The sequence below is a fragment of the Roseococcus microcysteis genome (assembly GCF_014764365.1).
In the GTDB taxonomy this organism is placed as follows: Bacteria; Pseudomonadota; Alphaproteobacteria; order Acetobacterales; family Acetobacteraceae; genus Roseococcus; species Roseococcus microcysteis.
Window position 1 is genome coordinate 43,233 of record NZ_CP061718.1, and the last position, 26,370, is coordinate 69,602.

The following is a 26,370-nucleotide window of genomic DNA, read 5'->3' on the forward strand; positions in this document are numbered from 1 at the left end:
CATGCGCGTGCTGCTCGACATGCAGGGCGCGCAGGGGGCGTCGCGCTCCTCGGGCGTGGGGCGCTATCTGCGAGGGCTCGCCCATGGCATGGCCCGCGCGCGCGGCGGGCGCGAACTGCACCTGCTGGTCAATGCGCGGCTGCGCGAATCCGCCGCCAGGCTGGTGGAGGAGTTCACGCCCATCCTGGGGCGCGAGGCGCTGCACCTCTTCACGCCGCCCGAGGGCTGCGCGGCGGGCGGCGACCCGCAATCCCCCCGCCGGCGCCTCGCGGAACTGCTGCGCGCCGAGGCGGTGCATGACGCGACGCCCGACCTGCTGCTGGTGGGCTCGGTCTTCGAGGGCTGGCGCGACGAAGCCGTCACCACCTGGCCCGCCAGCCTGCAACGGCCGCGCACGGCGGCGGTGCTCTATGACCTGATCCCGCTCTCGCTCAGGCCGATGTATCTCGACGGGCTGTGGCGCGAGGCGGGGCTGCTGCCCTGGTATCACCGCGCGCTGGACGAGGTGGCGCAGGCGGAGACGCTGCTCTGCCTCTCCGAGGCCACGCGGGAGGAGGCGCTGCGGCACCTGCGCAAGCCGCATGAGCGCCTGGCCGTGCTGGGCGGCGGCGTCGAGCCGCATTTCGTGCCGCCCGAGGTGCCGGACCCCGGCCTGCCCGCGCGCTATGGCCTGCCGCCGGACTACCTGCTCTTCCTCGGCGCCGGTGACCCGCGCAAGAACGAGGGCGTTCTGCTGGACGCGCTGGCCCTGCTGCCGCCCGCGCTGCGCGCCCGCCACCCGCTCGCCATCGGCCATGTGAACCCGCCGCATCTGCGCGCCATGGCCGAGGCGCGCGGCCTGACGCCCCGCGAGGTCATCACGCTGCCCTTCGTGGCCGAGGCGGATCTGCCCGGCCTCTACGCCCAATGCGCGCTGCTGGTCTTTCCCTCCCTGGCCGAGGGCCTGGGCCTGCCGCTGATGGAGGCCATGGCCTGCGGCGCGCCCGTGATTTCCAGCAACCTCTCGGCCATGCCCGAGGTGATGGGCCGCGCCGATGCGCTGTTCGACCCGAACGACGCGCCCGCGCTCGCCCGCATGATCGAGGCGCTGCTCCGCGATCCCGATCGCCTGGCCGAGATGCGCGCCTATGGGCTGCGCCGCGCGCGCGAATTCAGCTGGGACGCCGCCGCCGCCCGCGCCTGGCCGGCGCTGGACGCCATGGGCGCGGGGCGTGGCTACTGGCGCCCGCTGCCGCGTCCGCGCCTCGCTCTCGTGGCGCCCCTGCCGCCCGCGCCCACCGGCATCGCGGACTACACGGCCGAACTCGCCCCCGCGCTGGCGCCGCATTATGCCGTGACGCTCGTCTCCGACACCCCGCCCGAGGGCGCGCTGCGCGGCCGCTTTCCCTGGATGCCGGAAACCGAGTTCCTGGCCGAGGGCGCGCGCTTCGACCGCATCCTCTACCAGGTGGGCAACAACGCGCTGCACGCCTCGACCCTGCGCCGCCTGCTGCCGCGCCACCCCGGCATGGTGACGCTGCACGACCCCGTGCTGACCGACCTGCGCAACTGGATGATGACCGACCGCGCCGAGCGCGAGGCGGCGCTGGCGCGGCGGGTGGAGGAGGAAGGCTACCCCGCGGCCCTGGCCGGCAAGCCCGGCGCCGGCAGCGCGGGCGTGCTGTCCCAGGCGCTCGGCGTGCTGGTCCATTCCGCCCATGCGCGGCGGCGCCTGCAGGACGAGTACGGGATGGAGGCCACCCAGCATGTGCGGGTGCTGCCGCATCTGCGCGCGGGGTCCGGCCTGCCGGCCAGGGGGCGCGCGCGGCGCGCGGCGGGGCTGGGGCGGGGGGCCTTGGTCGTCGCGGCCTTCGGCCTTGTCACCATCCGCAAGGAGCCGATCGAGCTGGTGAAGGCCTTCGCCCGCATCGCCGCGCAGTTTCCCGAGGCGCGGCTCGTTTTCGTGGGCGGGGCCCAGGATGCGCTGGACCGGCGCATCAGCGACCTGGCGCGGCGGCTCAACCTCGCCTCGCGCGTCAGGGTCACGGGGCGCCTGCCGCTGCCCGAATATCGCCACTGGCTCGCGGCCGCCGACCTCGCCGTGCAGCTGCGCGCCGACAGCACCGGCGAGACCTCGGGCGCGGTGAAGGACGCGCTGATGGCGGGGCTGCCCGTGGTGGTCAACGCCCATGGCGCCATGGCGGAACTGCCGGAGGGGGCCTGCCGGATCATTCCCAACAGCTTCACCGAGACGGAGCTGGCGGAGGCCATCGGCCGGCTCCTGGCCTCGGGCGAGGCGCGGAAGGCGCTGGGGCAGGCGGGCCGCGCCTGGGCGCAGGCCGCCCTGGCGCCCGAGGATGTGGGAAGGCGGCACCGGCAGCAGATCGAGGAGGCCTATCTCTTCGGGCCCGGCGCGGGCGGCCATGACGTGGCCCGCTGGGCGGCGGAGCTGCCGCTCTCGGCCGAGGACGCGGCGGCGGGCGGCGTCGCCATGGCCCGCGCCTGGCCCGGTGCGCGCCGGCCCCGGCTGTGGTTGGACATCGCCACGCCGGATTTCGAGCCGGGCTTGCTCGCGCTGCTGCGCGAGGGCGCGGGGCGTTTCCGTCCGGAGCCCTGCCGCCTTGCCGCGGGCGGCTTCGTGACCGCCCATGGCTGGGCCTGGGAGAAGCTCTCCCTGCCCGGCCTGCCACCGCCCGAGGGGCCGGCCGTGCTGACCCTGGCGGATGCGCTGCTGACCGCGGCACCCGCGGGGCGCGAGGCGGCCATCATCGCCGGCTGCCCTCTGCTGGCGCCACCCCCTGCCGGCGCGGGCGAGGCCCAGCGCGCGGCGGTGCTGGATCAGCTCACGGATTGACCGTGATGCGCGCGGCGTTCTGCCGCGCGAAGAAGCTGGGGCGGTACATGTCCACCACCTCCGCCCCCGGCAGCTCGAAGCGGCCCGGCGTCACCACGCGCATGCGGGCGGCGATGCGGACCTCCCGCGCCTCGCGGTTGAAGGTGAAGGCGGCGGCCAGGCGGTCATCCAGGGCGGGCATGGCGTCCACCTCCGAGAGCTGGCCGAGGTCCGGCTGGCCGGGCACGGGGCCGGCGGGCAGGCGCGTGACGATCTCCCACCCCGCGGGCAGGCCCTGGGTGAGCATGGCCATGTGCTCCTGCCCGCTCTCGGCGCGGGCATCCAGCACCAGCAGGAACTCCACGCCAGGGCGCATGGTGTCGAGGTTCAGCGCCTGGCCATCCAGCGCCAGGAAGCGGCGGCGGATGGTCATCTGCTGGCGCCCGGCGGGGGCCGCCTGGGCGGGGGTGCCGGAGATGGCGATCTGCACGGGCAGGGGCGCCTCGCCCGCGTTGCGGAGAACGCCGCCCCCGGTCACGTCCAGAACGCGCGCCTGGGTGGCGGTGCCGTTCCAGGCGGCGCGGAGGGGCCGCGCATCCTGGCCGAGGGTCACGGCCGCCAGCACGGCCCAGGCCTGTTCCTGGGTGGAGGCGCGGGCGGGGGTCAGTTCCGGGCCGGGCAGGCGGGCCGCGGCGGCGCTGATCTGGGCGGCGGGCAGCCCGGCCTCGCGCGCCAGCACCACCAGGGCCAGCGCGTCGCGCGCGGCGCTGCCGTAGTCGTAGAGCCAGTCGGTGCGCGCCGTCATGGCCAGCGCCTCGGCGAAGGCGGCGTTCGCGCGCTCCGCATCGCCCGCGCGGGCGAAGCTGGCGGCGAGCTGCGCGCGTGACAGCGGCGTGGGCAGGCGCGAGGAGACCTCCAGCAGCCGCCGCGCCGCCCCCAGCCGGTGCCGCCCGGCGAGGGAGAGCGCGTTCAGCCGCGCCGCCTGGGCCGCGAAATGCGCGGGTTCGGAGGGGCTCTGGTCCAGGCGTTCCTCGAGGTCCGTCAGCGCCGCCTGCAAGGGCGCCTCGGGCACGTTGGCGCCGGCGGCGCGGGCGCGCAGCAGCGCCTCCACGGCATAGGCGGAGGTCCAGTATTGCGGCTCGCCCTGGGCGGACCACAGGCCGAAGCTGCCATCGAAGCGCTGCCGGGCCAGGATGCCGTCCACCGCGCGTTGCAGGGCCGCGAGGTCGCGCGATGGGCTGCCCTCGTTCAAGGCGGCCGCCATGCCGATGGCCTGGGACGACACCTGCTCCAGGCAGGCCAGCGGGAAGGCCTGCAAGGCGGCCAGCATCCCCGCCGCGTCATAGCGCACGGGCGAGCCGAGGCGGGCCACGGCCCGCCAGCCCGGCAGGAAGGCCCGCGCATCGGGCGCGAGGCGCGCCTCGGCGCCCGGCGCCACCTCCATGGTCGAGAAGGCGGTCGCGATGGGGCGGGAAGACCGCACCGTGATCCGCGCCTCGCGCGTCGCGGTGAAGCCGCTGGGGCCGGTGACGGAGAGGCGCAGCACGCCCTCGCCAGGTGCGGTGGCACTCAGCGGCAGGGCCGGCTGGGCGCGGGCGCCCGCATCCAGCTGCGCCGTGATGCGCGCCTCGCCGCGCAGCGCCAGCGCGCCCTCGGCGGTGAGGTTCACCACCACCTCGCCCGCCGGCAGTTCGAGGTTGTGCAGCAGCAGCGCCGCATCCGCCTCATCGCCGGGGGCGAGGAAGCGGGGCAGCAGGGGTTCGGCCAGCAGCGGGTCGCGCACGGTGAGCGGGCGGGAGGCCGCGCCCACCCGCGCCTCGGCCCAGGCCACGGCCATCAGGCGCAGCTCGCCCGCGAAATCGGGCAGGTCGAGGGGGATCACGGCGCGGCCCTGCGCGTCCGTCTCCACCACGCCGCTGAACAGCGCGACGTTGCGCTGGGGCGGCGTGAGCGCGGCCAAGCCGTCCATGTCATCGCCGCCCTGGCGCAGCGTGGCGGGCGTGCCATCGGGCGGGGCGATCAGCCGGCCGTAATCGTCGCGGATGTCCACGCCCAAGGTGCGGCGGCCCATGTAGTGCGTCAGCGGGTCGGGGCTGGCGAAGCGGGTCAGGCGCAATATGCCCTCATCCACCGCGGCCAGCGTCAGCCGCACGGGGCCGGAGGCGCCCGCCACGGTGACGGGGAGATCCAAGCGCGTGTTGGGCCGCACGCGGTCGGGCGCGTCCAGCGTCACCGCCAGCGCCCGGCTGTCGCGCGCCATCTGCACCCAGGCGAGGCCGAGCGCGCGGCCTGGTTGCTGCGGCCCGGATTCGGGGCGGAAGACCGTCACGGCCACATAGGCGCCCGCCCCCCAGGCCGCCTCGGCGGGGAGGGTGATTTCGGCGCCCGCCTCGGGCACCTCCATCTCGCGGATCGAGACCAGGCGGTCGGTCAGCACCGCCACCGCGGCGCGGCCGGCGAAGGGCGGCGTGATCCGCAGCGTCACCGTCTCGCCGGGCGCGTAGCTGGCGCGGTCGGTGGCCACGTCCACGCGGTCGGGCACCTCGGCGCTCTCGCTCGCCACCCAGCCGGAGCGGAAGCGGATGGAGGCCAGCGCCATGCCGCCCGCCTCCTGCGCCTCCAGCCGGTAGCGGCCGAAGGGGAGGGTGCGGGTGAAGCGGCCGGGCTCGGTGCCGGTGAGGCGGATGGGGGTGCTGTCCACCGGCTCATCGGTCCAGACCGTCTCGTAGCGGGGCGTGCCGCCGCGGACGACGATGCGCCAGTCGGGGCGTTCGCGCACGAGGCGGAGGTTCACCTCGCCGGCGAGGGGGTTCCCCTCGGCATCGGTCATGATGACCTGCACGGCGGCCTCAGCCCCCGCATCCACGGCGAAGGGCGCGGCGAGGCCCAGGAAGCGCGGCTGCGCGGCCACGGCGAGGTCCAGCGTGGCGCGGGAGGCGCGGCCGCCCGGTTCCTCCACCAGCACCGTCACCTCGCCGCGCAGCGGGCGGGTGGTGTCGGGGGCGGAGGGGAGTTCGAGCCGCAGCGTGGCGCGGCCATCGGCGTCGGTCTCGGGCAGCTCGGCCTGGATCAGGTCGGGGGCGAAGGTCTCGTCCTCCAGCCCGAAGCGGAAATCGCGCCAGCGCTCGAAGGGGCTGCGCTGGGTGGTCAGGCGCAGCTCCGCGCTGCCCGACAGCCCGCTGCCCGGCGCGCCATAGAGGAAGCGCGCGGTGACGGGGAGGTCGAGCGGCTGGCCCGGCCGCAGCGGGCCGGGGGCGGGGCCGGCCTCGACGGCCAGGCGCTCGGCCACGAAGGCCTCCACCCGGAAGGTGAGCTGGCCGACGGGCGGCGCGTTGGGGTCCGTCACGGCCTCCAGCGTCCAGGCGCCGGCCTGGGCGCCCAGGGGCAGGGCAACGGGCCAATGGCCGCCATCGCGCACCACCTGCTCGGCCAGGATCTGCCCATTGGGGCGGCGCAGGCGCAGGCGCAGCGGCGCGTCCACCGGCGCCCCGCCCACATTGCGCAGCAGCGCCATGGCCTGCACCGTCTCGCCCGGCCGGTAGATGCCGCGATCCAGCCACAGGAAGGCATCCAGCGGCCCGGGATGCGCGCGCCCCGCCACGCCCCGGTCGGACAGGTCGAAGGAGGCCGCCTCCAGGTTCAGCGTGACGAGATCGTCGTCCGTCATGGCGTGCAGCGCCACGGCCGCCATCGGCCCCTCCCCGCGCAGCAGCGGGGCGTTGAAGCGCGCCAGCCCGTCGGGGCCGGTGGTGGCCTCGGCCAGGATGTCGTTGTTGCGGGCCATCAGCGCCACCCGCACGCCCTCGCGCGGGGCGGCGGAGGCGAGGCCCCGCACCTGCGCCGCCAGCCCGCCCGCGCCGCGCCAGGCCGTCAGGCCAAGGTCCGTCACGATCAGCGGCTGCGCCGCCGTCAGCCCGCGCGAATCCCGCGCGCCATCGGCCGGGCGCGCCACCATGATGTAGAGGCCGGGGCCGGCCGTCCGCACCGCCTCCGGCAGGGGCACGGCGAGGCGCTGGAAGCGGTTGGCCTCGCCGCGCGGCAGGTCTATCGCGCCCTCCCACACCACCTGGCCCCATTCCTCATGGAGGTAGCCCGCGGTCCAGCCGCTGATGGCCTCGCCCAGCCGCGTCTCGCGCGAAAAGGGAACCAGGCTGCGCTCCGTCAGGCGGATCACGCGCATCTCGATGGCCGAGATGTTCATCAGCGCCATGGGCACCCGCGCCTCGGCACGGTCGCGCGGCATGAGGTAGTGGCCGGGGTCGAAGGCGAGGCGCGGCGCCCGGTCGGGCATGGCGATGTTCAGCACCTGGTCCTGGTTCACCCGCAGCCCGTCCTCGCCGGGCATGCCCGCGCGCAGGATCACGCGCGTGCTGCGGCCGAGCGGCAGGCCCAGGATGCAGATCGAGTCGCGCTCGCGCGTGAAGCCGAGGCCGGGAATGGCGGGTTCGGCGCGCAGCCAATCCTCGGGGCGCCAGTCATCGCGGCGGGCGGGCGGCGTGGTGAAGCCCAGGCAGGCGCGGGCGGGCTCGGCGTCAGGCTCGGTGTTGAGGCGGCGGACCAGCACGCCCACCTCGCGCCGCGCGGCGGCGAGCGCCTGCTGGTGGCGGGGGTTGGAGGGGTCGCGCTGCAGCACGGCCTCAAGTGCCGCCAACCGCGGCAGGGGGCGGTTCTGCGCGGCCAGCGCCTCCGCCATCACCAGCAGCGAGGGGATTTCGGGCGCGCCGCCCGGCACCTCGATGAAATTCTGCCAGGCGGCGCGCAGCGCGCGGACGCCATCGGGCGGGGTGCGGCGGAGTTGCGCGCGGGCCAGCGCCAGCCATTGCTCGGGCGTGGCCTGGCCGAGGGCCACGCGCGCCTCCCAGGCCTCGGCGGCGGCGGCCCAGTTGTTCTGGCGCTCGGCGGTGGCGGCGCGGCTTTCGGCGGCCTGGCGCTGCGCGGCGGTGCCGCCGGCGGGGTGGCGCCGTTCCAGCTCATTGCGGTAGCGCTGCGAATCCTGCCAGAGGCCGGGAATCTCGAAGCCCTGCGCGGCCAGCGGCGCGGCGGGCAGGGTGAAGGCCAGCAGGAACAGCAGGAACAGGCGCCGGAACATGGGCAGGCTTCCTCGACCATTGCCGGGCGGCTGATTCACGGCATCGGTGAGGTCACCGAAACCGACCAGGCGCCCCCGGGGAGGCGTCCCCCGGTTCCCCCCAGCATGGCATGAAAGCGGCGCGGCGCGAGGGCCTCAGCGCGGGGTGACGGACAATGTCATCCCGCCCCGCGGCCGCACGCTGAGCCGGGCGCGCGGCATGGGGCGCGTGCTCTCCGGCACCGCGAAGTCGAGGCGCTGGAGCAGCACGGCCAGGAAGGCCGTCATCTCGGCCTGGGCGAAGGCCGCGCCCGCGCAGATGCGCGGCCCCAGCGAGAAGGGAATGTAGCCGAAGCGCGGCGGCTTGCGCGGCGCATCCGGCAGGAAGCGCTGGGGGCGGAAGGCGTGCGGCGCGTCCCAGAGCTGCTCATGCCGGTGCAGCAGCCAGGGCAGGGCCATGACCGTATCCCCCGCGCGCACCGTCACCTGGCCGATGCGGTCGGCCTTCGCCGCCTCGCGCGAGAGATAGGGCACGGGGGGGTAGAGGCGCATCGCCTCCTGGGTCACGGCCTTGGTGAAGGGCAGGCGGGGCAGGTCGGCATAGTCCGGCGCGCGGCCGCCCAGCACTTCCGCATGTTCGGCGCGCAGGCGCTCCAGCGTGGGGGGGTGGCGGGCGATGAGGTAGAGCGACCAGGTCAGCGCATTGGCCGAGGTCTCGCTGCCCGCCAGCAGCATCATGCCCAGCTCGTTCACCAGCGCCTCGGCGTCGAGCAGCGGCAGGCCCTGGGCGTTCAGCGCGGCGCGCATCTCGGCGAAGAGCCCGCCCTCCTCCGGGTCGGCGGCGGCGATGCAGCCTGCGATGGTCGCGCGGATGTCACGCGCATGGCGCAGCGCCCCGCGCAGCTGGAAGCCCGAAAGCCGGTCGGGCAGGCCGAGCAGATGGGCGAAATCCACCGCCAGCACGGATTGCTCATATTCGGCGAAGCTGGAGGCGATGCGCCGCGCCGCCGCTTCCGTGCCGGTGCGCGGGAACAGCGCGCGCATGACGGCGAGCGCCGTCGTGCCCGCCAGCTCCGCCGAGACATCCACCTGGCCCCGCCAGCGCGAAGCCACCTCCTCCGCCCCCTGCACGAACAGCGGAAAGAAGCCCGCCGTCCGCGCCGGGTGCAGCAGCTTCATCACCACCGCGCGCCGCTCGGCCCAGAGGGGGCCGTGATTGCCGAACATGCTGTCGCCCAGCACGGGCGAGACGGCGGAACGGAAATGCCGGCTCTTCGCCTCGTAATCGGCCGCGTGCAGGATGAAGACGTGCCGCACCAGGTCCGGCTCGTTCACCACCAGGGTGCGCTGGCGCAGGGTGCGGATGGGGATCAGGCGGTGGCGGAACCCCGTCTCGGGGAAGAAGCGCAGCAAATCCTGCGCCGAGGTGCGGATCATCGCCCAGGGGCCGGGGAAGCGGGCGGGCAAGGCGGGGCGCGGCGGGATCAGGTCCGGGGCGGACATCAGGCGGAACTCCAGGGCGCCAGAAGGGCGGCGCGGGGAGTGGCTAATCCCGTGGCGGGGGCGCGTCCAGGGCGGCCAGCTCCTCGGCGATGGGTCCTTCCAGCGCCGCCTGCATGGCGGCCATGGCGCGGATGGCGTCCGACCCGTCCAGCACCCGGTGGTCCATGGCGAAATGCAGGGCGACCGCGCCATCGGGCGCGATGGGGCCGAAGCTGAGGAAGACCGGCACGATGCTGACGCTGTCCAGCAATTCCCCGCCATGCTCGCCCAGCGCCGAGATGGCGTAGTTGCCCCCCAGGCGCAGCACGGGCCAGCCGAGTCCCATGGAGAGCGCATAGCCCGCCCGCCGCAGCGGCCAGGGCAGGCGCCCGGCGGCCAGCATCCAGCGCAGGGCCGCGCTTGCCGCGCGCGGGCTGGCCTTCACCGCCGCCAGACGCGCGGCCAGGTCCGGCAGGGGCGTGTCATGGGCGCGGAACAGCCGGGCGGGGGCGAGCAGGGTCTCCTCCCCATCGCGCGCCTCGACCATCACGCAGCCCTGGGCGTGCGGCGCCTCGATCAGGTGTGGCCAGGGCAGGCTGGCATGCACCCGGCGCAGCGGCGGGTGCTGCTGCGCGGCGATGGCGAAGGCCTTGGCGAAGAGGGCGGTCCAGGGCGGGCGGGGGGCGGGCAGCGAAGCGCGGGCCGCCCGCGCGCGCGGAATGACGAGCTGCCCGCGGAAGAGAAAGCGCGGCACGGCGCGCGAGGCGGCGGAGAGATCGCCCATCAGCCGCCGCCCCGGGCTCAAGGCGATGCGCCGGATCATCGCTTGCCGCTGACCTCCGCCCCCACGTCGCGCGGCAGGCGCAGCGCGAGGGGGGCGGCGCTGGCCACCACCAGCCCCGCCACCAGGAAGGCCGTGGTGAAGTCCGCCACCGCCAGCGCGTCGCGGCCGGCCAGATGCTGGCTGACCTCCAGCGCGGTGGAGGCGATGACCACGCCGATGGCCGGCGGCAATTGCTGGGCCGTGCCGTAGAAGCTGGTGCCCGCGCTCAGCCGCTCGCGCGGGATGTCCGCGAAGGCCAGCGTGTTCAGCGAGGTGAATTGCAGCGATCGGAACAGCCCGCCGAGTGCCAGGGCCGCGAAGAGTGCGGCCACCGGCCAGGCGGGCGAGAAGGCGGCGCCGATGGCCACGCCGGCCGCCGCCAGCAGGCCGTTGGCCACCAGCACGTTGCGGAAGCCCCAGCGCCGCAGCACGGGCCTGGCCAGGGGCTTCATGGCGAAGGCGCCCAAGGCCGTGGCGAAGGCCACCAGCCCCGCCTGGGTGGCGCTCCAGCCGAAGCCCAGCTGCAGCAGCAGCGGCACCAGGAAGGGCACGCCGCCCGCGCCGGCGCGGAACAGGCTGCCGGCCAGGGTCGCATAGTGGAAGGAGGGGAAGCGCAGCAGCGTCAGGTCAATGGCCGGGCGCTTGGCCCGCCGGCAATGGCGCAGCGCCAGCAGCGCGACCACGCCGCCCAGGACCAGCAGCGCCTCCGGCATGCCGGCGGGGAAGACGCCGCGGCCCACCGTCTCGAACCCCGCCATGAGGGTGGCCAGCGCGCCGCCGACCAGCAGCAGCCCCTTGATGTCGGGCGGGCCCGGGTTCTGGACGGGCAGGGGGGTGATCTTCCAGGCCACCAGCGCGAAGCCCAGCAGCGCCACCGGCACGTTCAGCCAGAACACGCTGCGCCAGCCGAAGAGGTCCGTCATGATGCCGCCCAGGGGTGGCCCGGTGATCGGCCCCAGCATGGCGGGCATGGTCAGCCAGGCCATGGCGGTCAGCATCTCGTCCTTGCGGATGCCGCTGAGCAGCAACAGCCGCCCCACGGGCACCATCATGGCGCCGGCCATGCCCTGGAAGATGCGCGCCGCCACCAGCTCGCCCAGCGAATTGGCGAAGCCGCAGGCGGCCGAGGCCGTGCCGAACAGCAAGATGGCCATGAGGAAGACGCGCTTCGCCCCGAAGCGGTCCGCCACATAGCCGCTGACCGGGATGAAGACCGTCAGCGCCACCAGGTAGGAGGTGATGGCCACCCCCAACCGCGCCGGGTCCTCGTTCAGATCCCGCGCCATGGCGGGGAGCGCGGTGACGACGGCCGAGCTGTCGAGGTTCTGCATGAACAGCGCCGAGGCGACGATGATCGCGGTGGTGCGTGTTCCTGCCATGCCCCGCAGGGTAGGGTGGCCCGCACCGCGCCGGAAGCAGGGCGAAACCCCTTTTCGCCGGGCGCGATTCCAGGCAAGGGCAGGATATGCCCGACATGCTCCTGCTGACCCCCGGCCCCGTCCAGACGCACCCCTCGGTGCGCGCCGCCATGGATGAGGACATCGCCCCCTGGGATGCCGAGTTCCGCCCCTTCTACACCAGCCTGCGCGAGCGGCTGCGGGACCTCGCGGGCGGGGTCGAGGGCGTGCATGCCACCCTGCCGCTGCAGGGTTCGGGCCACATGATCCTGGAGGCCGCGCTGCGCACCTATGTGGCGCCGGGCGCCACCCTCCTGGTGCCGATGAACGGGGAATACGCGGTGCGCATCGCCCGCCTGGCGCGCGAGGCGGGGCGCGCGGTAGTGGAATTGCCGGCCCAGGACACCCATGCCGTGACGTCCGAGGCGGTGGCGGCGGCGCTGGAAGCCCACCCCGAGGCCACGCACCTCGCCATGGTGCAGAGCGAGACGGGCAGCGGCATCGTGAACGACGTGGCCGCCATCGGCGCCGTGGTGCGCGCGGCGGGGCGGCGGATGATCGTGGACGCGGTCTCGGCCTTCGGGGCGCTGCCGCTGGACCTCTCGGCCCAGCCGGAACTGGACGCGGTGGTCTTCACCTCCAACAAATGCCTGGAGAGCGTGCCGGGCTTCGCCTTCGCCGTGGCGCGGATGGACCGCACGGAGGCATGCGCAGGGCAGGCGGGGTCCTGGAGCCTCGACCTCTCGGACGTGCTGGCCCAGGCCAAGCGCAGCGGCTGGGGCAGCCTGCGCTTCACCGGCCCGGTGCAGACGCTGCGGGCCTTGGAAGTGGCGCTGGACCGGCTGGATGCGGAAGGCGGGCCGGCGGCGCGGCTCACGCGGTACCGGGCCAATGCGGCGCGGCTCTACCAGGGGCTCTGCGCGCTGGGCCTGCGGCCTTACCTGAACCAGGCCGAGCAGGGGCCGGTGGTGGTCACCTTCCACCAGCCGGACGGCATGGATTTCCATGGTTTCGTGGGCGCGCTCAAGGCGCGCGGCGTGAACATCAGCGCCTACTACACGACCGAGGCGCCGACCTTCCGCGTCGGCGCCATCGGCGATGTGGGCCTGGCCGAGATGGACCGCGCGGTGGCGGCCATCGCGGAGACCCTGGCCGCGATGGGCAAGCTGCCCGCCGCGGCCTGATCCGCGTGCTTCAGAAGCGGTAGCGCAGCGTCGCCCCCAGCACGAAGGGGTTGATGTCCGCCCGCGCGCGGATGGTGCCGCTGTTCACGCTGACATCGGGCTGCATCATGATCCACTTCAGGTCGAGGTTCGCCACCCAGTTGGGCGTGATCTCGTAGTTGAAGCCAATGCTGGGGGCCACGCCCACGCTCGGCTGCACCCGCACCCGGTTCACCGCCCCCGCCCGGCTGCCGCCATGGCCGTAGAACCAGGTGGCGTTGAGGCCCAGGCCCACATAGGGGCTGAAGCGCGAATTCGGCATCGGGTGGTATTGCACCGTCAGCGTGGGCGGCAGCGCCCAGACATGGCCGAGGTTCACATTCCCCAGCGCCGAATCCCGCACGCGGATGTCATGGCGCGTGGTGGCCGCGATCAGGTTCGCCGAGAAGTTCGGCGTCACGAAATAGGTGAAGTCGAGCAGCGGGCTCGCGCTGTTGGTCGCCTCCGGCCGGCCGCCGATGACGCCCACATTCCCGCCATTGGTGGGCAGGACGCCCACGGCGCCGAAGCCCACCATGAAGTCGCCGGCGCGCAGGCCGCGCACCTCCTGCGCCCCCGCCAGCCCCGTGCTCGCGATCAGCGCCGCACCGGCCAGCAATCCCAAACCACGCATGTCCAAACTCCCTATCGCGGCATCCCGCCGCGCCCGAGGACTACGCCCGGGAAGGGAGCTGGACTTTGATGCACATCAACGGCTTTGCGCCTTGTGGCGGCGCCGTGGCCGCAAGGTCACGGCCAGGCGGCGCGCGACCCTGCGGTTGAGGCGTCAGTCCACCTTCACCCAGCGCAGATAGGGGCGCTCGGCCTTCCAGCCCTGGGGGAAGCGCGCCTTGGCGTCCTCGTCGGGGATGGAGGGGAGGATGATGGCCTCCGCCCCCGGCTGCCAGTTCACGGGGGTGGCGACCTTCGCGCGGTCGGTCAGCTGCAGGCTGTCGATCACGCGCAGCACCTCATGGAAGTTGCGGCCCGTGCTGGGCGGGTAGGTGAGGGTGAGGCGCACCTTCCGCGACGGGTCCAGCACATAGACGGTGCGGACGGTCACCGACGGGTCCGCCTCCGGATGGATCATGCCATAGAGCTGCGAGACATGGCGCGAGGGGTCCGCGATCATGGGGAAGTTCAGCGCATGGCCCTGGGTGTCCGCGATGTCCTCGGCCCAGGCGGCGTGGCGGTCCAGCGGGTCCACGGACAGGCCGATCACCTTCACGCCGCGCTTGTCGAATTCGGGCTTGAGGCGCGCGGCCTCGCCGAGTTCGGTGGTGCAGACGGGCGTGAAATCCTTGGGGTGGGAGAAGATCACCACCCAGGAATCGCGCGCCCAGTCGCTGAAGCGGATGGGGCCTTCGGTGGTCTCGGCCTCGAAATCGGGCGCGACCTGGCCGAGGGTGAGGGGCATTCCGTATTGGAGGCTCATGGGCTGGTCTCCCTTGCCGCGGGGTTTGTGCGCGCGGCGTTGCAGATTCTGCCCGAGGATATACGCGGTGGGAGGCGCGAATTTAAGGGCGGGCTCCGGGAAAATTCGGCCATAAACAACGGTAATTCATGGTGAATTCTGCCGCCCCCCGCGGCGCGGCGGGTGCGCGCGGGTCTTGCCCCCCGCGCCGCGCGGCGCCATTAGCGCCCCAACCCAGGGAGAAGCTTCCGGAATGTCCATAGACCTCGAGATCGCCCGCGCGGCCACCCTCGCGCCCATCACGCGCATCGCGGCCGCCGCCGGCATCCCGGAGGAGGCGCTGGAACCTTATGGGAAGTTCAAGGCCAAGGTGGGCCTGGATTTCGTGGGCCGCGTGCGGGCGGAGCGGCCGCTGGGCAAGCTGGTGCTGGTCACCGGCATCAACCCGACGCCCGCGGGCGAGGGCAAGTCCACCACCACGGTCGGCCTGGGCGATGCGCTGAACCATATCGGCCACCGCGCCATGATCTGCCTGCGCGAGCCGAGCCTCGGCCCCTGCTTCGGCGTGAAGGGCGGGGCCACGGGCGGCGGCCATGCGCAGGTGGTGCCGATGGAGGACATCAACCTCCATTTCACCGGGGATTTCCACGCCATCACCGCCGCCAACAACCTGCTGGCCGCGATGCTGGACAACCACATCTACTGGGGCAATGCGCTGGGCATTGATGCGCGGCGCATCACCTGGCGGCGCGCGCTGGACATGAATGACCGCGCGCTGCGCTCGGTGGTGGGCTCGCTGGGCGGCACGGCCAATGGCTTCCCGCGCGAGGACGGGTTCGACATCGTCGTCGCCTCCGAGGTGATGGCGGCCTTCTGCCTGGCGCATGATCTGGACGACCTCCAGCAGCGCCTGGGCCGCATCATCGTGGCGCAGACGCGCGAGGGGAAATCGGTCACGGCGGCCGACCTCAAGGCCGATGGCGCCATGGCCGTGCTGCTGCGCGACGCCTTCGCGCCCAACCTGGTGCAGACCCTGGCCGGCAGCCCCGCGCTGGTGCATGGCGGGCCTTTCGCGAACATCGCCCATGGCTGCAACAGCGTGGTGGCGACGAAGCTCGGCCTGCACCTCGCGGATGTGGTGGTGACCGAGGCGGGCTTCGGCGCCGACCTGGGCGCCGAGAAGTTCCTCGACATCAAGTGCCGCCTCGCGGGCCTCGCGCCCGATGCCTGCGTGGTGGTGGCGACCGTGCGCGCGCTCAAGATGCATGGTGGTGTGGCGAAGTCGGCGCTGGGGCATGAGGATGTGCCGGCGGTGAAGCGCGGCGTGGTGAACCTCGCCCGCCATGTGGAGAACATGCGCAAGTTCGGCCTGCCGCCCGTGGTGGCGCTGAACCGCTTCAACGGCGACACGGCCGCCGAAATCCAGGCGGTGCAGGAGGCGATGGCGGCACTCGGCGTCGAAGCCATCCTCTGCACGCATTGGGCCGATGGTGCGCCCGGCGCGGTGAAGCTCGCCGAGGCCGTCATGCGCCGCATCGCGGCGGGCGAGGCGCGGTTCAGCCCGCTCTATCCCGACGACATGCCGCTCGCCGACAAGATCGGCACCATCGCCCGCGAGATCTACCGCGCGCGGGAGGTGGCGATCCCGGACGCGGTGCGGGCGAAGCTGGCGCGCTTCGAGGCGCAGGGCTTCGGCCAGGTGCCCGTCTGCATCGCCAAGACGCAATATTCCTTCAGCGCCGACCCCACCGCGCTGGGTGCGCCCGAGGGCCATGTGCTGCCGGTGCGCGACGTGCGGCTCTCCGCCGGGGCGGGCTTCGTGGTGGCGATCTGCGGCGATGTCATGACCATGCCGGGCCTGCCGCGCGTGCCGGCGGCCGAGAGCATCCGCCTGGACGCGGAGGGCCGCATCGAGGGCCTGTTCTGAAGGTTACCCACGCGACTCGGTGCCCGTCGCGCATTTTTCATGTTATTGTCGCCGTGAGAGAGGCAGCGTTCATGAGTTGCGCCATACGTAGTGGCGCTGATCCTTGGGGCGCGGGTTGAGAGGCGGGGCGGCATGGCCCGCGGCACGGGCATGGGCATGGTCTTGGCAGGGGGCGACAGGCGGGCGTGGAGCGTGAGATCGGCAATGTCGTGGCGGATGTGGGCCTCAGGGCGTTCCGCTATTTCAGCTTCCCACCCGTGCTCTTCGAGACGCGCCCACGTCCGGTGGTGAAGGAGGCGCCGGCGCCGGCCCCAAATCCGGCCCCAATTCCGGCCCCGGCGCCGGTGGCGGCACCTGTTCCACCTCCGGCGCCGCAAGCCGCGCGGCCGCCGGATGTGGTTCAAGCCACGCCATCCTCGCCCGCCATGCCGGCCGCGGCACCCCCCCGCCTGCCGTGCCCGCCCGCTTCGCCGATGGCCTGCCCCGTTTCGGCGTCACGGCCCTGCCGACCGGGGCGCCTGCCTCGCCCTCGGGCGGCATCGCCGGCGGGGGACTCTTCGCGCCGCAGCCCTCCGCGCCGAGCTTCACCGCCCCGCCGCCTTCCAGCCCGGCCCCGGCCTTCGTGGTGCCGGCCGCGCGGACCGACAGCGCGCCCAGCCCATCCCCCGCATTGTCGCCGCCTGCCACGCAGGCGCCCCCGGCGGCGCAGGCCGCCGCGCCCATGGCGCCGCCATTCGCGGCGACGCCCGCGCCGATGGCGCCGCCGCCCGCCGCCGCCTGGCCCGACCCCTTCGCGCCCGCCGCCATGCCCGAGGCCCCACGGCTGCGCCGCCTGGCGGAGTTGCAGGGCCTCGCCCCGCCACCCCCGCCGCCGCCACGCCCCGCCGGCACCCGCAGCTACGCGCTGTTGCAGGATGTCCATGCGGAGCTGGCCGGCCGCGCCCCGCCCGTCGCCCCCTTTGCGCCCCCTGGGCGGCGCGACCCTCCGGCGTGACCGGCTGATGCCTCTGATCACCTTCGCATCCCCAAAAGGGGGAGTGGGCAAGACGACCCTGGCCGCGCATGTCGCGGCGCTGCTGGCGCGCGCCGGCCTGCCCGTGGTGGCGCTGGACCTCGACCCGCAGAACGCGCTGCGCCTGCATCTGGGCCTGCCCCTGTGGGAGCCCGCGGCCTTCACCGCCCATATCGCCCAGCGGCCCAATTGGCGCGAATGCCTGGTGCAGACGGAATCCGGCGTGCGCGTCCTGCCCTTCGGCCCGGGCGATGCCGTGCGGGCCATGGGGGTCGCGCAGGCGCTGACCACCAGCCCCGAATTGCTGGCCGAGCCGCTGCGCGAGATGCTGGCGGTGCCGGGCCTCATCGTCATCGTGGACAGCCCGCCCGGCCCCAACCCGGCGCTGGCCGCCATCTCTCCGCTGACGGACATCCTGGTCATGGTGCTGCTGGCCGATGCCGGGAGTGCGGCCGTCATTCCCCAGATCGCGAGCAACCGCATCCTGGGCCGCGGCACGCTCGCCGCCCGTGTGGGTGAGCGCGCGGTGATGGTGCTGAACCAGGTGGAGAACGGAAATCCATTGAGCGAGGCGGTGTTGGACATGGCCCAGAATGCCCTCGGGCCGCGCTTCCTGGGCGTGGTCTGCCGTGACCTCGGCGTGGCCGAGGCCCTGGCCGACCGGCGCATGCTGCTGGAGGGCGAGCCCGGCGCGGGCGAGGACCTGCTGGTGCTGACCGAGGCGCTGGCCAAGCGGCTGCGCACCGCGGCGCCGGGTCATGGCGCGCCCGGCTACGGCGCCGCCCCACCGAACGGCACGCCCTGGGGCCGGGCATGAGCTTCCCCGCCCCCCCGACCGCAAGATGCGCCTGCTGCGCGGCGCCTCGGGCGCGCTGGGCCTGCTGCTGGCCCTCGTCTTCATCACCCTTCCCATGGGTGCCACCGCCCAGGCCTGGCTGACCGTGGCCGGCATCGGCGTCTTCCTCGTGCTGAACCGCAACAAGTCGCGCCTGGTCAGCGTCATCCTGGTGATGCTCTCGGTCACCATCACCAGCCGCTACCTCTACTGGCGGGCCACCGAGACGCTGGAATTCGAGACCTTCCTGCAGACCATCTTCGGCTCGCTGCTGTTTCTCGCGGAGGTCTTCGCGGGGCTGCTGATGACGCTGTCCTACATCCAGACCACCTATCCGCTGGACCGCAAGCCCGTGCCGCTGCCGCGCGACGTGGAGAGCTGGCCGATGGTGGATGTCTACATCCCCACCTACAACGAGGACCTCGACCTCGTGCGGCCCACCGTGCTGGCCGCCATGAACATGGACTACCCGCGCGAGAAGCTGAACGTCTGGATCCTGGACGATGGCCGCCGCCCCGCCTTCCGCGACTTCGCGGAGGAGGTGGGCTGCGGCTACATCATCCGCCCCGACAACAAGGGGGCGAAGGCCGGCAACCTCAACCACGCGATGAAGCACACGCCGGGCGAGTTCATCGCGATCTTCGACTGCGACCACGCGCCCACGCGCGCCTTCCTCCAGCTGACACTCGGCTGGCTGGTGCGCGACAAGAAGCTCTCGATGGTGCAGACGCCGCACCATTTCTACAGCCCCGACCCCTTCGAGCGGAACCTGGCCCGCAAGCGCGCCGTGCCGAACGAGGGCCTGCTCTTCTACGGCCTGATCCAGCCGGGCAATGACCTCTGGAACGCCGCCTTCTTCTGCGGGTCCTGCGCCGTCATCCGCCGCTCCGCGCTGGAGGAGGTGGGGGGCGTGGCCCACGAGACCGTGACGGAAGATGCCCACACCGCCTTCCGCATGCAGCAGAAGGGCTGGGACACGGCCTATATCCGCATCCCGCTGGCCTCGGGCCTCGCCACGGAACGTCTCGCGCTGCACATCGGCCAGCGGATGCGCTGGGCGCGCGGCATGCTCCAGATCATGCGGATCGAGAACACGCTCTTCGCCCGCGGCCTGACCATGATGCAGCGGCTTTGCTATTTCATCGCGCAGTTCGGCTTCATGTTCGCCATCCCGCGCATCGTCTTCCTCACCTCGCCGCTGGTGTTCCTGTTTTTGGGCGAGAGCGTCATCGCGGCCTCGCCGCTCGCCATCATCGCCTATGCGGGCGGGCATATCTTCCACGCCATCGCCACCACGGCGCGGCTGAACGGGCCGCACCGGCATTCCTTCTGGTCGGAGATCTACGAGGCCTCGCTCGCGGCGCAGCTCGTCCCGGTCACCATCCTCACCCTGCTCGACCCGCGGAAGGGGAAGTTCAACGTGACCGACAAGGGCGGCACCCTCGACGAAGGCTATCTCGACGTGCAGGCCGTGCTCGCGAACCTCATCCTGCTGGTGCTGGTGGCCATCGGCTTCGTCATCGGCCTGGTGGGCTACATCATGTCCGAGGCCGGCAGCCTGGAGGCGCGCGCCTACCTGCTCAACACCATCTGGGCCGGCCTCGCGCTGGTGCCGCTCTCGGCCGGCGTGGCCGTGGGGCGGGAGCGCGAGCAGTCGCGCCTGCGCGCGCGCGTGGCCGCCCATGTGCCGGGCGAGCTGGTGCTGGCCGATGGCACGCGGCTGCCTTCCATGACGCAGGACCTGTCGCTCTCCGGCGCGCGGCTGCGGCTGGACCGCCCCCTTGGCCTGGCTGATGGGGACCGGGTGGATCTGCTGCTGCATTCGGGCGGCGAGGAGATCCCGCTGAAGGCGACCGTGGTGCGCTGGGAGGGCAATGACGCCTACCTGCAATTCCTGGTCGAGAATCTGCAGGATGAATCCAACGTGGTCCGCGCCTTCTTCGGTCGCGCCGATGCCTGGCTCTACTGGGACAAGTGGCCCAAGGACCGCCCGCTGCGCTCGCTGGCGAATGTGGTCGCGGCCACGGCCGATGTGGTGTTCAACAAGTATCGCTTCGGCCGGGTGCGGGCGGGCCACAAGCCGGTCCCGCCCGAGGTGGCCAAGCCCGCCGCCGAGGCACGGGCCTCGGGCGTGCTGCCCCCGCGCCGGCCGCAGGCCTCGGGTGCCGCCACGGTGGTGACCGCGGGTGCGCGGGTGGTGGCGGGCCTCACCGGCCTGTTGCTGCTGCTGGGCGCGGGTGGCGCCTTCGCGCAGCAGCCGCGCCCCGCGCAGCGCCCCCCGGCCCCGGCGCCCGCCCAGGCGCAGCCGGCGCCCGAGCCGCCGCCCCTGGTGGCCCCCGCCCCCTGCTGGCGCCGGCGCCGCTGCCCGAGCCCGCGCCCGTGCTGGCGCCGCCGCCCAGCCTGCCGCCGCCGCCCAGCGGCGCGCGCGTGGTGACGCGCACCCTGCGCGACCTCGGCCTCACCGGCCCCATGCAGCTGCGCGGCATCCAGGATCTGCAAGGCGTGCTGTTCGGCCTGCGCGCCGATGAGGTGGTGACGGAGGCGAGCCTGATCGTCTCCGGCGCCGCCTCGCCCTCGCTCATCCCCTCGCTCAGCCAGGTGGCGGTGACGCTGAACGAGCAGGCGGTGGGCGCCATTCCGATAGATGCCGCGCGCCAGGCCTTCGGCCCGCTGGAATTCCCGCTGGACCCGCTCTTCTTCTCCGAGATCAACCGGCTGAACTTCCGCTTCTCCGGCCGCTACACCACCGAGTGCAACGACCCGAATTCGGGCCTGCTCTGGGCGAATGTGTCGGACCTCTCGACCATGCGGATGCGCATCGAGCGCCTGCCGCCGCAGCGCGACCTCTCCCGCCTGCCGGAGCCGCTGTTCGACCGCCGCGTGCTGCAAGGCCAGGTGACCATTCCGGTGGTCATCCCCGAAGGTGCGGGCCCCTCCGCGCTGCGGGCGGCGGGCATCGCGGCCTCCTGGTTCGCGGTGCAGGCGGATTACCGGGGGGCCCACTTCCCCGTGGGCCGGGCGCTGCCGGCCGAGGGCGATGCCATCATCCTCGCCACCGGCCCCGACGCCGTGCCGGGCCTGACCATGCCGCGCATGGACGGGCCCACGCTGGCCATGCTGCCCCATCCGGACGACCCCTTCGGCACGCTGCTGGTGCTGGGCGGGCGCAGCGAGGCCGAACTGGTGCCCGCGGCGCTGGCGCTCGTCGCCGCGCGCGGCACGCTGGCGGGCGAGATGGCGCGCGTCGTCGCCCCCACCATCCCGCCGCGCCAGCCCTATGACAGCCCGCGCTGGGTCCGCACCGACGCGCCGCTGATGCTGGGTTCGCTGGTGGAGCGCGAGGCCCTGCAGGCGACGGGCTTCTCCACCGGTGCCATCCGCGTGCCGCTGCGCACCTCGCCCGACATCCTGACCTTCCGCGGGCGCGGCTTCCCGGTGGATGTGCGCTTCCGCGCGCCGGAGGGGCCGATCATCGACGTCTCCGCCTCGCGGCTCGATGTCTCGGTCTCGGGCTCCTATCTGCGCTCCTTCCGCCTCGCGGACCCGGAGCCCTGGATTCCGACGCGCTGGGCCACCGACCCCTTCTGGGAATTGCTGGGCTTCGACACCGCGCGGCGCAGCGGCCGCGCCATCATCCCGCCCTACCTGCTGCTGGGCCGGGACGAACTGCAATTGCGCTTCGACATGCGCCCCATGAACCGCGGCGAATGCGTGGACATCCCGGCCCAGGTGCGCGCTGCGCTGGATCCGGACAGCACCATAGACCTGCGGCGCATCCATCGCTTCGCGCAGATGCCCAATCTCGGCTTCTTCGCCAGCGCGGGCTTCCCCTTCACCCGCATGGCGGACCTCTCCGGCACCGCCGCCGTGCTGCCCGAGCGCGCGAGCACGGTGGAGCAGGGGGCTTTCCTCGACGCCATCGGCCAGCTCTCGGCCATCACGGGCATCGCGGCCACGGGGTTGCAGGTGGTCACGCCGCCGCAGCTCGCCTCCGCCGCCGCGCGGGATTTGCTGGTGATCGGCGCGCTGGGGCGCCAGCCGGCACTCACCACCCTGCTGCGCGACGCGCCGGTGCGGGTGGAGGGCGAGCGCCTGTCCATCGCCCTGCCGGATGCCTTCCAGGAAGCGCGCGCGCTGATCCTGAGCGCGCCCTCGCGCGATGAGCGCAGCCGCGCCTCGGCGGCCCTCGGCACGCTGGGCGAGGGGTTCGGCGCGGTGCTGGGGGCGGAAAGCCCGCTGCAATCCGGGCGTTCGGTCGTGGCCATCACGGGCGCCACGCCGGCGGCCGTCGCGCAGATGGTCCAGGCCCTGCGCGACCCGGTGCTGGCGCCGGCCATCCAGGGCGACACCGCGGTGCTGGCCGGGGGCACGCTGCAATCCTTCCGCACCATGGCGCCCTATCATGTGGGCGAGGCCCCCTGGTGGCTGCTGCCGCAGATCTGGCTGGGCGACCGGCCCGAACGCGCGCTTCTGCTGCTGCTGGCCGTGGGCGCGCTGCTGGGCCTGCCCGTCTACTGGATCCTGCGGCGGCGCGAGGTGACGCGCCTCAGAAGCCGCAGTTGATGGTGGCGAAGCGGGAGCACGGCCGTTATCTTGCGGTCCGGCTTAGCCATGGGGATGGCCGAGGCCGAACGCGCGGGCCGTGGCTCGGCGCCGGGGGGATGTGATGCGTAGGCTGCGGGCCACTTTGCTGCTGGGCGGCGCCGTGCTGGTGCCGGCCTCCGGTCTGGCGCAGGCCGTGCCGCCGGCCACCAATGGCGTGGCGGCGGAAGCCGGTGCCTCGCGCGCCGTGGACATCCTGCTGCGCCAGGCCGAACGCTGGCTTTCCCTCGAACAGAACGACCAGGCGGCGGCCGCGGTGCAGCGCGCCCTGGCCGCCGACCCTCGCAATGCGGAGGCGCTGGCGCTGTCGGCCCGCATCGAGGCCGCGCGCGGCAACCCGGCGGGCGCGGCCGCCTTCACCCAGCGCCTGCGCGAGGCGGGGGCCACGCCCGAGCAGACCCGCGCCGCCGAACAGGCCGTGCGCGGCGCCGCCATTGACCGCAATGCGCTGGAGGAGGCGCGCGCCCTGGCCCGCGCCGGCCGCGCCGAGGAAGCGGCCGCCCGCTACCGGTCCATCTTTGGCGCGCAGGGCCCCACGCCCCCCTTCGCCCAGGAATACTACCAGGCGCTGGCCGCCACCCGCGCGGGCGCGGCCGAGGGGCGGCGCGGCCTGGAGACGCTGGCCGACCGGCCCGATGCCTCGCCGCGCGTGCGCCTCGCCGCCGCCCAGACACTGACCTTCCAGCCGGGCACCCGCGCCGAGGGCATCCGTCGCCTCGTGCCCCTGGCCGACAACCCGGAGGTGGCGGCCGAGGCGCGCGCCGCCTGGCGCCAGGCCCTGGTCTGGAGCGCGGGTGACCCCGCCTTCGTGGAGGCCACCCAGGCCTATCTCCAGCGCTTCCCGGCCGATGCGGAGCTGCGCCGTTCGCTGGCCGCCATCCCGCGCCCCGACCCCACGGCCGAGGCACGCCAGGAGGCTTTCCAGCGGCTGGAGGCCGGCGCCGCCACCGACGCCGCCCGGCGCTTCGAGGCCATCCTCGCCACCAACCCCAACGATGCCGATGCGCTGGGTGGCCTTGGCATCGTGCGCCTGCGCGAGGGGCGCGCCGCCGAGGCGCGGCGCCTGCTGGAACAGGCCGTGGCCGCCGACCCCTCCCGCGCCCAGCAATGGCAGCCCGCGCTGGATGGCGCGGCCTATGGGCTGGAACTCGCCGCCGGGCGCGCCGCGCTGAACCGTGGCCGGCTGGACGAGGCCGACGAGATCGCCCGCAGCGCCGCCCGCCGCACCGTCGAGGACCGCACCGACATCGAGGTGCTGCTGGGCGACATCGCGCTGCGCCGCCGCGACTTTGAGGCGGCCGAGCAGCGCTATCGCGCCGCGCTTGCCCGCCGCCCCGCCTTCGCCCCCGCCCAGATCGGGCTGAACGCGGCCCTGCGCGGCCAGGGGCGCCCCGGCATCGCGCTGCCGCAGACGGCGGGCGGTGCGGGCACCGGCCCGGCCACCACCCCCGGCGAGGCCGGGCGCCTGCGCGCCGAAGCGGCCCGCGCCACCGATGCGGGCGTGGCCGCCGCCCTGCTGCGCCAGGCCGTGCAGCTCGCCCCGGACGACACCTGGCTGCGCCTGGATCTCGCCCGCGTGCTGCGCCGCCAGGGCCGCGCCATCGAGGGCCGCGCGCTGATGGAGGAGCTGGCCGCCCGCCGCGGTGGCCGCGACGACCTCTTCGCCGCCGCCCTGCTGGCCGAGGAGGAAGGCCGCCTGACCGAGGCCGAAGGCTTCCTCAACCGCATCCCCCCCGCGCAGCGCACGGCCGATATGGGCCGGCTTGCCACCGGCATCCGCGCCCAGCGCGACGTGCAGCGCGCGGCCCAGGGCCTTGCGCGCAACGCGCCCGAGGCGCGGGTTCAGCTGGTGACGCTGGCCGCCCGGCCGGACCCCACGGGGGCCACCGCCGCCGCCGTCATCCGCGCCTTCGCCGATGCCAATGACCGTTTCGGCGCGGCCGAGGCGGCGCGGGTGGGTGAGGCCGCGAACCGCGCCGCCGGCGCCACGCCGCGGCTCGCCATCGCGGGCGCGCTGCTGAGCGCGGGGCTGGACGCCGAGGCGCTGGCCCTGGCCGACCAGATCGAGCAGGGGCGGGTCACGCCCGAGCAGCGGCGCGACATCGCCTCGCTGCGATCGGGCGCGGCCATCCGTGCCTCCGACCGGCTGAACAATGAGGGCAACCAGGCCCAGGCCTTCGAGCAGCTGCGCCCCGTGCTGCAGCGCGACCCGGACAATGCCGAGGCGCGCCTCGCCCTGGCCCGCCTGCACCAGGGGGCGCGCGAACCCGCCGAGGCGCTGCGCATCGCGGACGGCATCCTGGCCCGCAACCCGCGCAACCTCGACGCGCGGCAGGCGGCGCTGGACGCCGCCGTGGCCATGCGCGACTTCAACCGCGCCGAGGCGCTGGTGACGGAAGGCCTGCGCCTGCACCCGCGCGACAGCCGCATGTCGGTCCTGGAGGCGCGCTATGCCCGCGCCACCAACAACGAGGCCCGCGCCCGCCGCGCCCTGGAACAGGCGGCCGAGGCGCGGCGCGCGGAGCTGGGTTTCCAGACCATCCCCGGCACGCCCGGCCTGCCGCCCGCGATGCTGCCCAACCCCTTCGCCCGCGCCGGCGCGGTGGCGACCAGCGCGCCCGCCCCCGGCGTGCCGCAGGACCGCGTCTCACGCGAGATCGCGACCGAGTTGGCGAGCCTGGAGCGCGAGACGGGCTTCATCGTCACCGCGACGCCGAGCTTCCGCCAGCGTTCGGGCAGCGCGGGGCTGGACCGGATGCAATCCGTCATCGCGCCCGTGGAGGCGGAGATCACGCCGCCGGGCCTGGGCGGGCGGCTGACGGCGCGGATGACGGGCGTTTCGCTGGATTCCGGCACGCTGGGCACGGACCTCGCCACGCGCATCCGCTTCGGCGGCAACCCGCTGCTGGGGGCCGGGGCGGGTTCGCCGCGGACCAATGCGGCGGGCGTGAATGTGGGCGTGGCCTATCGGCGCGATGACTGGCTGCGGGCGGATGTCACCTCCTCGCCCATCGGCTTCCCGCGCGCGACCATCCTGGGCGGCGTGGAACTGGCGCCGCAGATCGGCGGCGTGCGGCTGCGCGTGGTGGGTGAGCGGCGTTCGGTGCAGGACAGCCTGCTCTCCTGGGCCGGGCAGCGGGACCGGCTGGCGGGGCGCGATTTCGGCATGGTGGTCCGCACGGGCGGCCGCGCGCAGGTGGAAATCCCGGTGGGGCCGGGCTTCGCCTATGTCGGCGGCGGCTATTCGATCTTCGAGGGGCAGGATGTGGCGCGCAACACGCGCGTCGAGGCGGGGGCGGGCATTTCCTACCCCATCCTGCGCACGGAGGGCGGGGAGCTGACGGTGGGCGGCGACCTCGTCTATTTCGGCTACCAGCGGAATCTGCGCTTCTTCACCCTGGGCCATGGCGGCTACTACAGCCCGCAGAGCTTCTTCGCGGCCAATATCCCGGTGGATTACCGCGGGCGGGCGGGCGACTTCACCTATCGCATCGGCGGCACGGCGGGCTTCGCGGTGTGGCGCGAGAACCCGAGCGACGTCTTCCCGAACAACCGCTTCCTGCAGAACCAGCTGATCGCGGCGGCGGCGCAGGATGCGACGAACACGCTGCTTACCCGCTATCCGGGACAGAGCCAGCAGAATTTCATCGCGGGGCTGCGGGGGAATATTGATTACGCGATCACGCCGCGGATCAATATCGGGGCGGGGTTCCAGTACGACAAATCGGCGAACTGGGATGAGACGGTGGTGCAGTTGAGATTGCAGGGGCGGTTTTGAAAAGGTGAATAGGTTACT

Annotated in this window: 14 protein-coding genes; 8 read left to right on the forward strand and 6 right to left on the reverse strand. The window is 73.8% G+C overall.

The features are described from left to right. The first annotated feature begins 1 nt into the window (after position 1). On the forward strand, positions 2-2,833 hold the full coding sequence (locus ICW72_RS00195) for a glycosyltransferase (RefSeq protein ID WP_191084380.1): 2,832 nt from the start codon (positions 2-4) through the stop codon (positions 2,831-2,833). Here the strand turns inward: ICW72_RS00195 and ICW72_RS00200 are convergent. From ICW72_RS00200 to ICW72_RS00215, 4 genes are all read right to left on the reverse strand, one after another. After that, positions 2,823-7,901 carry an alpha-2-macroglobulin family protein gene (locus ICW72_RS00200; protein WP_191084381.1) on the reverse strand — a complete coding sequence of 1,693 codons (5,079 nt, stop codon included), beginning with the start codon at positions 7,899-7,901 and terminating at the stop codon, positions 2,823-2,825. The two genes, ICW72_RS00195 and ICW72_RS00200, sit on opposite strands and share 11 nt — an antisense overlap. 135 nt (positions 7,902-8,036) lie before the next feature. Further along, on the reverse strand, positions 8,037-9,383 hold the full coding sequence (locus ICW72_RS00205; RefSeq protein WP_191084382.1) for a cytochrome P450: 1,347 nt from the start codon (positions 9,381-9,383) through the stop codon (positions 8,037-8,039). A gap of 43 nt (positions 9,384-9,426) precedes the next feature. Continuing rightward, complete coding sequence (locus ICW72_RS00210) at positions 9,427-10,185, reverse strand: hypothetical protein (protein WP_191084383.1); 759 nt, start codon at positions 10,183-10,185, stop codon at positions 9,427-9,429. Continuing rightward, the gene (locus ICW72_RS00215) at positions 10,182-11,564 is read right to left on the reverse strand and encodes an MFS transporter (RefSeq protein ID WP_191084384.1); all 1,383 of its coding nucleotides are present in this window, start codon (positions 11,562-11,564) and stop codon (positions 10,182-10,184) included. Before ICW72_RS00215 ends, ICW72_RS00210 begins: the two co-directional genes overlap by 4 nt. 95 nt (positions 11,565-11,659) lie before the next feature. Between ICW72_RS00215 and ICW72_RS00220 the strand changes: the two genes are divergently transcribed. Beyond that, the gene (locus ICW72_RS00220) at positions 11,660-12,766 is read left to right on the forward strand and encodes a 2-aminoethylphosphonate--pyruvate transaminase (protein ID WP_191084385.1); all 1,107 of its coding nucleotides are present in this window, start codon (positions 11,660-11,662) and stop codon (positions 12,764-12,766) included. A gap of 10 nt (positions 12,767-12,776) precedes the next feature. Here ICW72_RS00220 and ICW72_RS00225 read toward each other — a convergent pair whose 3' ends face one another. Next, positions 12,777-13,418, reverse strand: a complete 642-nt coding sequence (locus ICW72_RS00225) for an OmpW/AlkL family protein (protein WP_191084386.1) — start codon at positions 13,416-13,418, stop codon at positions 12,777-12,779. Positions 13,419-13,571: 153 nt separating this feature from the next. Further along, complete coding sequence (locus ICW72_RS00230) at positions 13,572-14,201, reverse strand: peroxiredoxin (RefSeq protein WP_191086058.1); 630 nt, start codon at positions 14,199-14,201, stop codon at positions 13,572-13,574. 250 nt (positions 14,202-14,451) lie between these two features. Here ICW72_RS00230 and ICW72_RS00235 point away from each other — a divergent pair, with 250 nt between their 5' ends. The 6 genes from ICW72_RS00235 (at position 14,452) to ICW72_RS00260 (ending at position 26,352) form a co-directional block, all read left to right on the forward strand. Continuing rightward, positions 14,452-16,125: a formate--tetrahydrofolate ligase gene (locus tag ICW72_RS00235; protein ID WP_191084387.1), complete on the forward strand. Its 1,674-nt coding sequence runs from the start codon at positions 14,452-14,454 to the stop codon at positions 16,123-16,125. A 454-nt stretch (positions 16,126-16,579) separates the two neighbouring features. After that, on the forward strand, positions 16,580-17,119 hold the full coding sequence (locus ICW72_RS00240; RefSeq protein ID WP_191084388.1) for a hypothetical protein: 540 nt from the start codon (positions 16,580-16,582) through the stop codon (positions 17,117-17,119). Positions 17,120-17,126: 7 nt separating this feature from the next. Continuing rightward, positions 17,127-17,954, forward strand: coding sequence for a nucleotide-binding protein (locus ICW72_RS00245; protein ID WP_223880724.1), 828 nt, complete (start codon positions 17,127-17,129; stop codon positions 17,952-17,954). A 25-nt stretch (positions 17,955-17,979) separates the two neighbouring features. Beyond that, on the forward strand, positions 17,980-20,406 hold the full coding sequence (bcsA, locus tag ICW72_RS00250) for a UDP-forming cellulose synthase catalytic subunit (RefSeq protein WP_191084390.1): 2,427 nt from the start codon (positions 17,980-17,982) through the stop codon (positions 20,404-20,406). Beyond that, positions 20,352-22,535: a cellulose biosynthesis cyclic di-GMP-binding regulatory protein BcsB gene (locus tag ICW72_RS00255; protein ID WP_191084391.1), complete on the forward strand. Its 2,184-nt coding sequence runs from the start codon at positions 20,352-20,354 to the stop codon at positions 22,533-22,535. The genes bcsA and ICW72_RS00255 overlap by 55 nt, the downstream gene beginning before the upstream one ends. Positions 22,536-22,638: 103 nt before the next feature. Next, positions 22,639-26,352 (forward strand): cellulose synthase subunit BcsC-related outer membrane protein, encoded by a 3,714-nt coding sequence (locus tag ICW72_RS00260; RefSeq protein WP_191084392.1) that lies wholly within the window; start codon positions 22,639-22,641, stop codon positions 26,350-26,352. Positions 26,353-26,370: the final 18 nt, after the last annotated feature.

Bases quoted from the DNA above. Each gene is read 5' to 3' on its own strand.
- ICW72_RS00195 (WP_191084380.1), top strand. From the start codon at position 2: ATGCGCGTGCTGCTCGACATGCAGGGCGCGCAGGGGGCGTCGCGCTCC.
- ICW72_RS00200 (WP_191084381.1), bottom strand. From the start codon at position 7,901: ATGTTCCGGCGCCTGTTCCTGCTGTTCCTGCTGGCCTTCACCCTGCCC.
- ICW72_RS00205 (WP_191084382.1), bottom strand. From the start codon at position 9,383: ATGTCCGCCCCGGACCTGATCCCGCCGCGCCCCGCCTTGCCCGCCCGC.
- ICW72_RS00210 (WP_191084383.1), bottom strand. From the start codon at position 10,185: ATGATCCGGCGCATCGCCTTGAGCCCGGGGCGGCGGCTGATGGGCGAT.
- ICW72_RS00215 (WP_191084384.1), bottom strand. From the start codon at position 11,564: ATGGCAGGAACACGCACCACCGCGATCATCGTCGCCTCGGCGCTGTTC.
- ICW72_RS00220 (WP_191084385.1), top strand. From the start codon at position 11,660: ATGCTCCTGCTGACCCCCGGCCCCGTCCAGACGCACCCCTCGGTGCGC.
- ICW72_RS00225 (WP_191084386.1), bottom strand. From the start codon at position 13,418: ATGCGTGGTTTGGGATTGCTGGCCGGTGCGGCGCTGATCGCGAGCACG.
- ICW72_RS00230 (WP_191086058.1), bottom strand. From the start codon at position 14,201: ATGCCCCTCACCCTCGGCCAGGTCGCGCCCGATTTCGAGGCCGAGACC.
- ICW72_RS00235 (WP_191084387.1), top strand. From the start codon at position 14,452: ATGTCCATAGACCTCGAGATCGCCCGCGCGGCCACCCTCGCGCCCATC.
- ICW72_RS00245 (WP_223880724.1), top strand. From the start codon at position 17,127: ATGCCTCTGATCACCTTCGCATCCCCAAAAGGGGGAGTGGGCAAGACG.
- bcsA (WP_191084390.1), top strand. From the start codon at position 17,980: ATGCGCCTGCTGCGCGGCGCCTCGGGCGCGCTGGGCCTGCTGCTGGCC.
- ICW72_RS00260 (WP_191084392.1), top strand. From the start codon at position 22,639: ATGCGTAGGCTGCGGGCCACTTTGCTGCTGGGCGGCGCCGTGCTGGTG.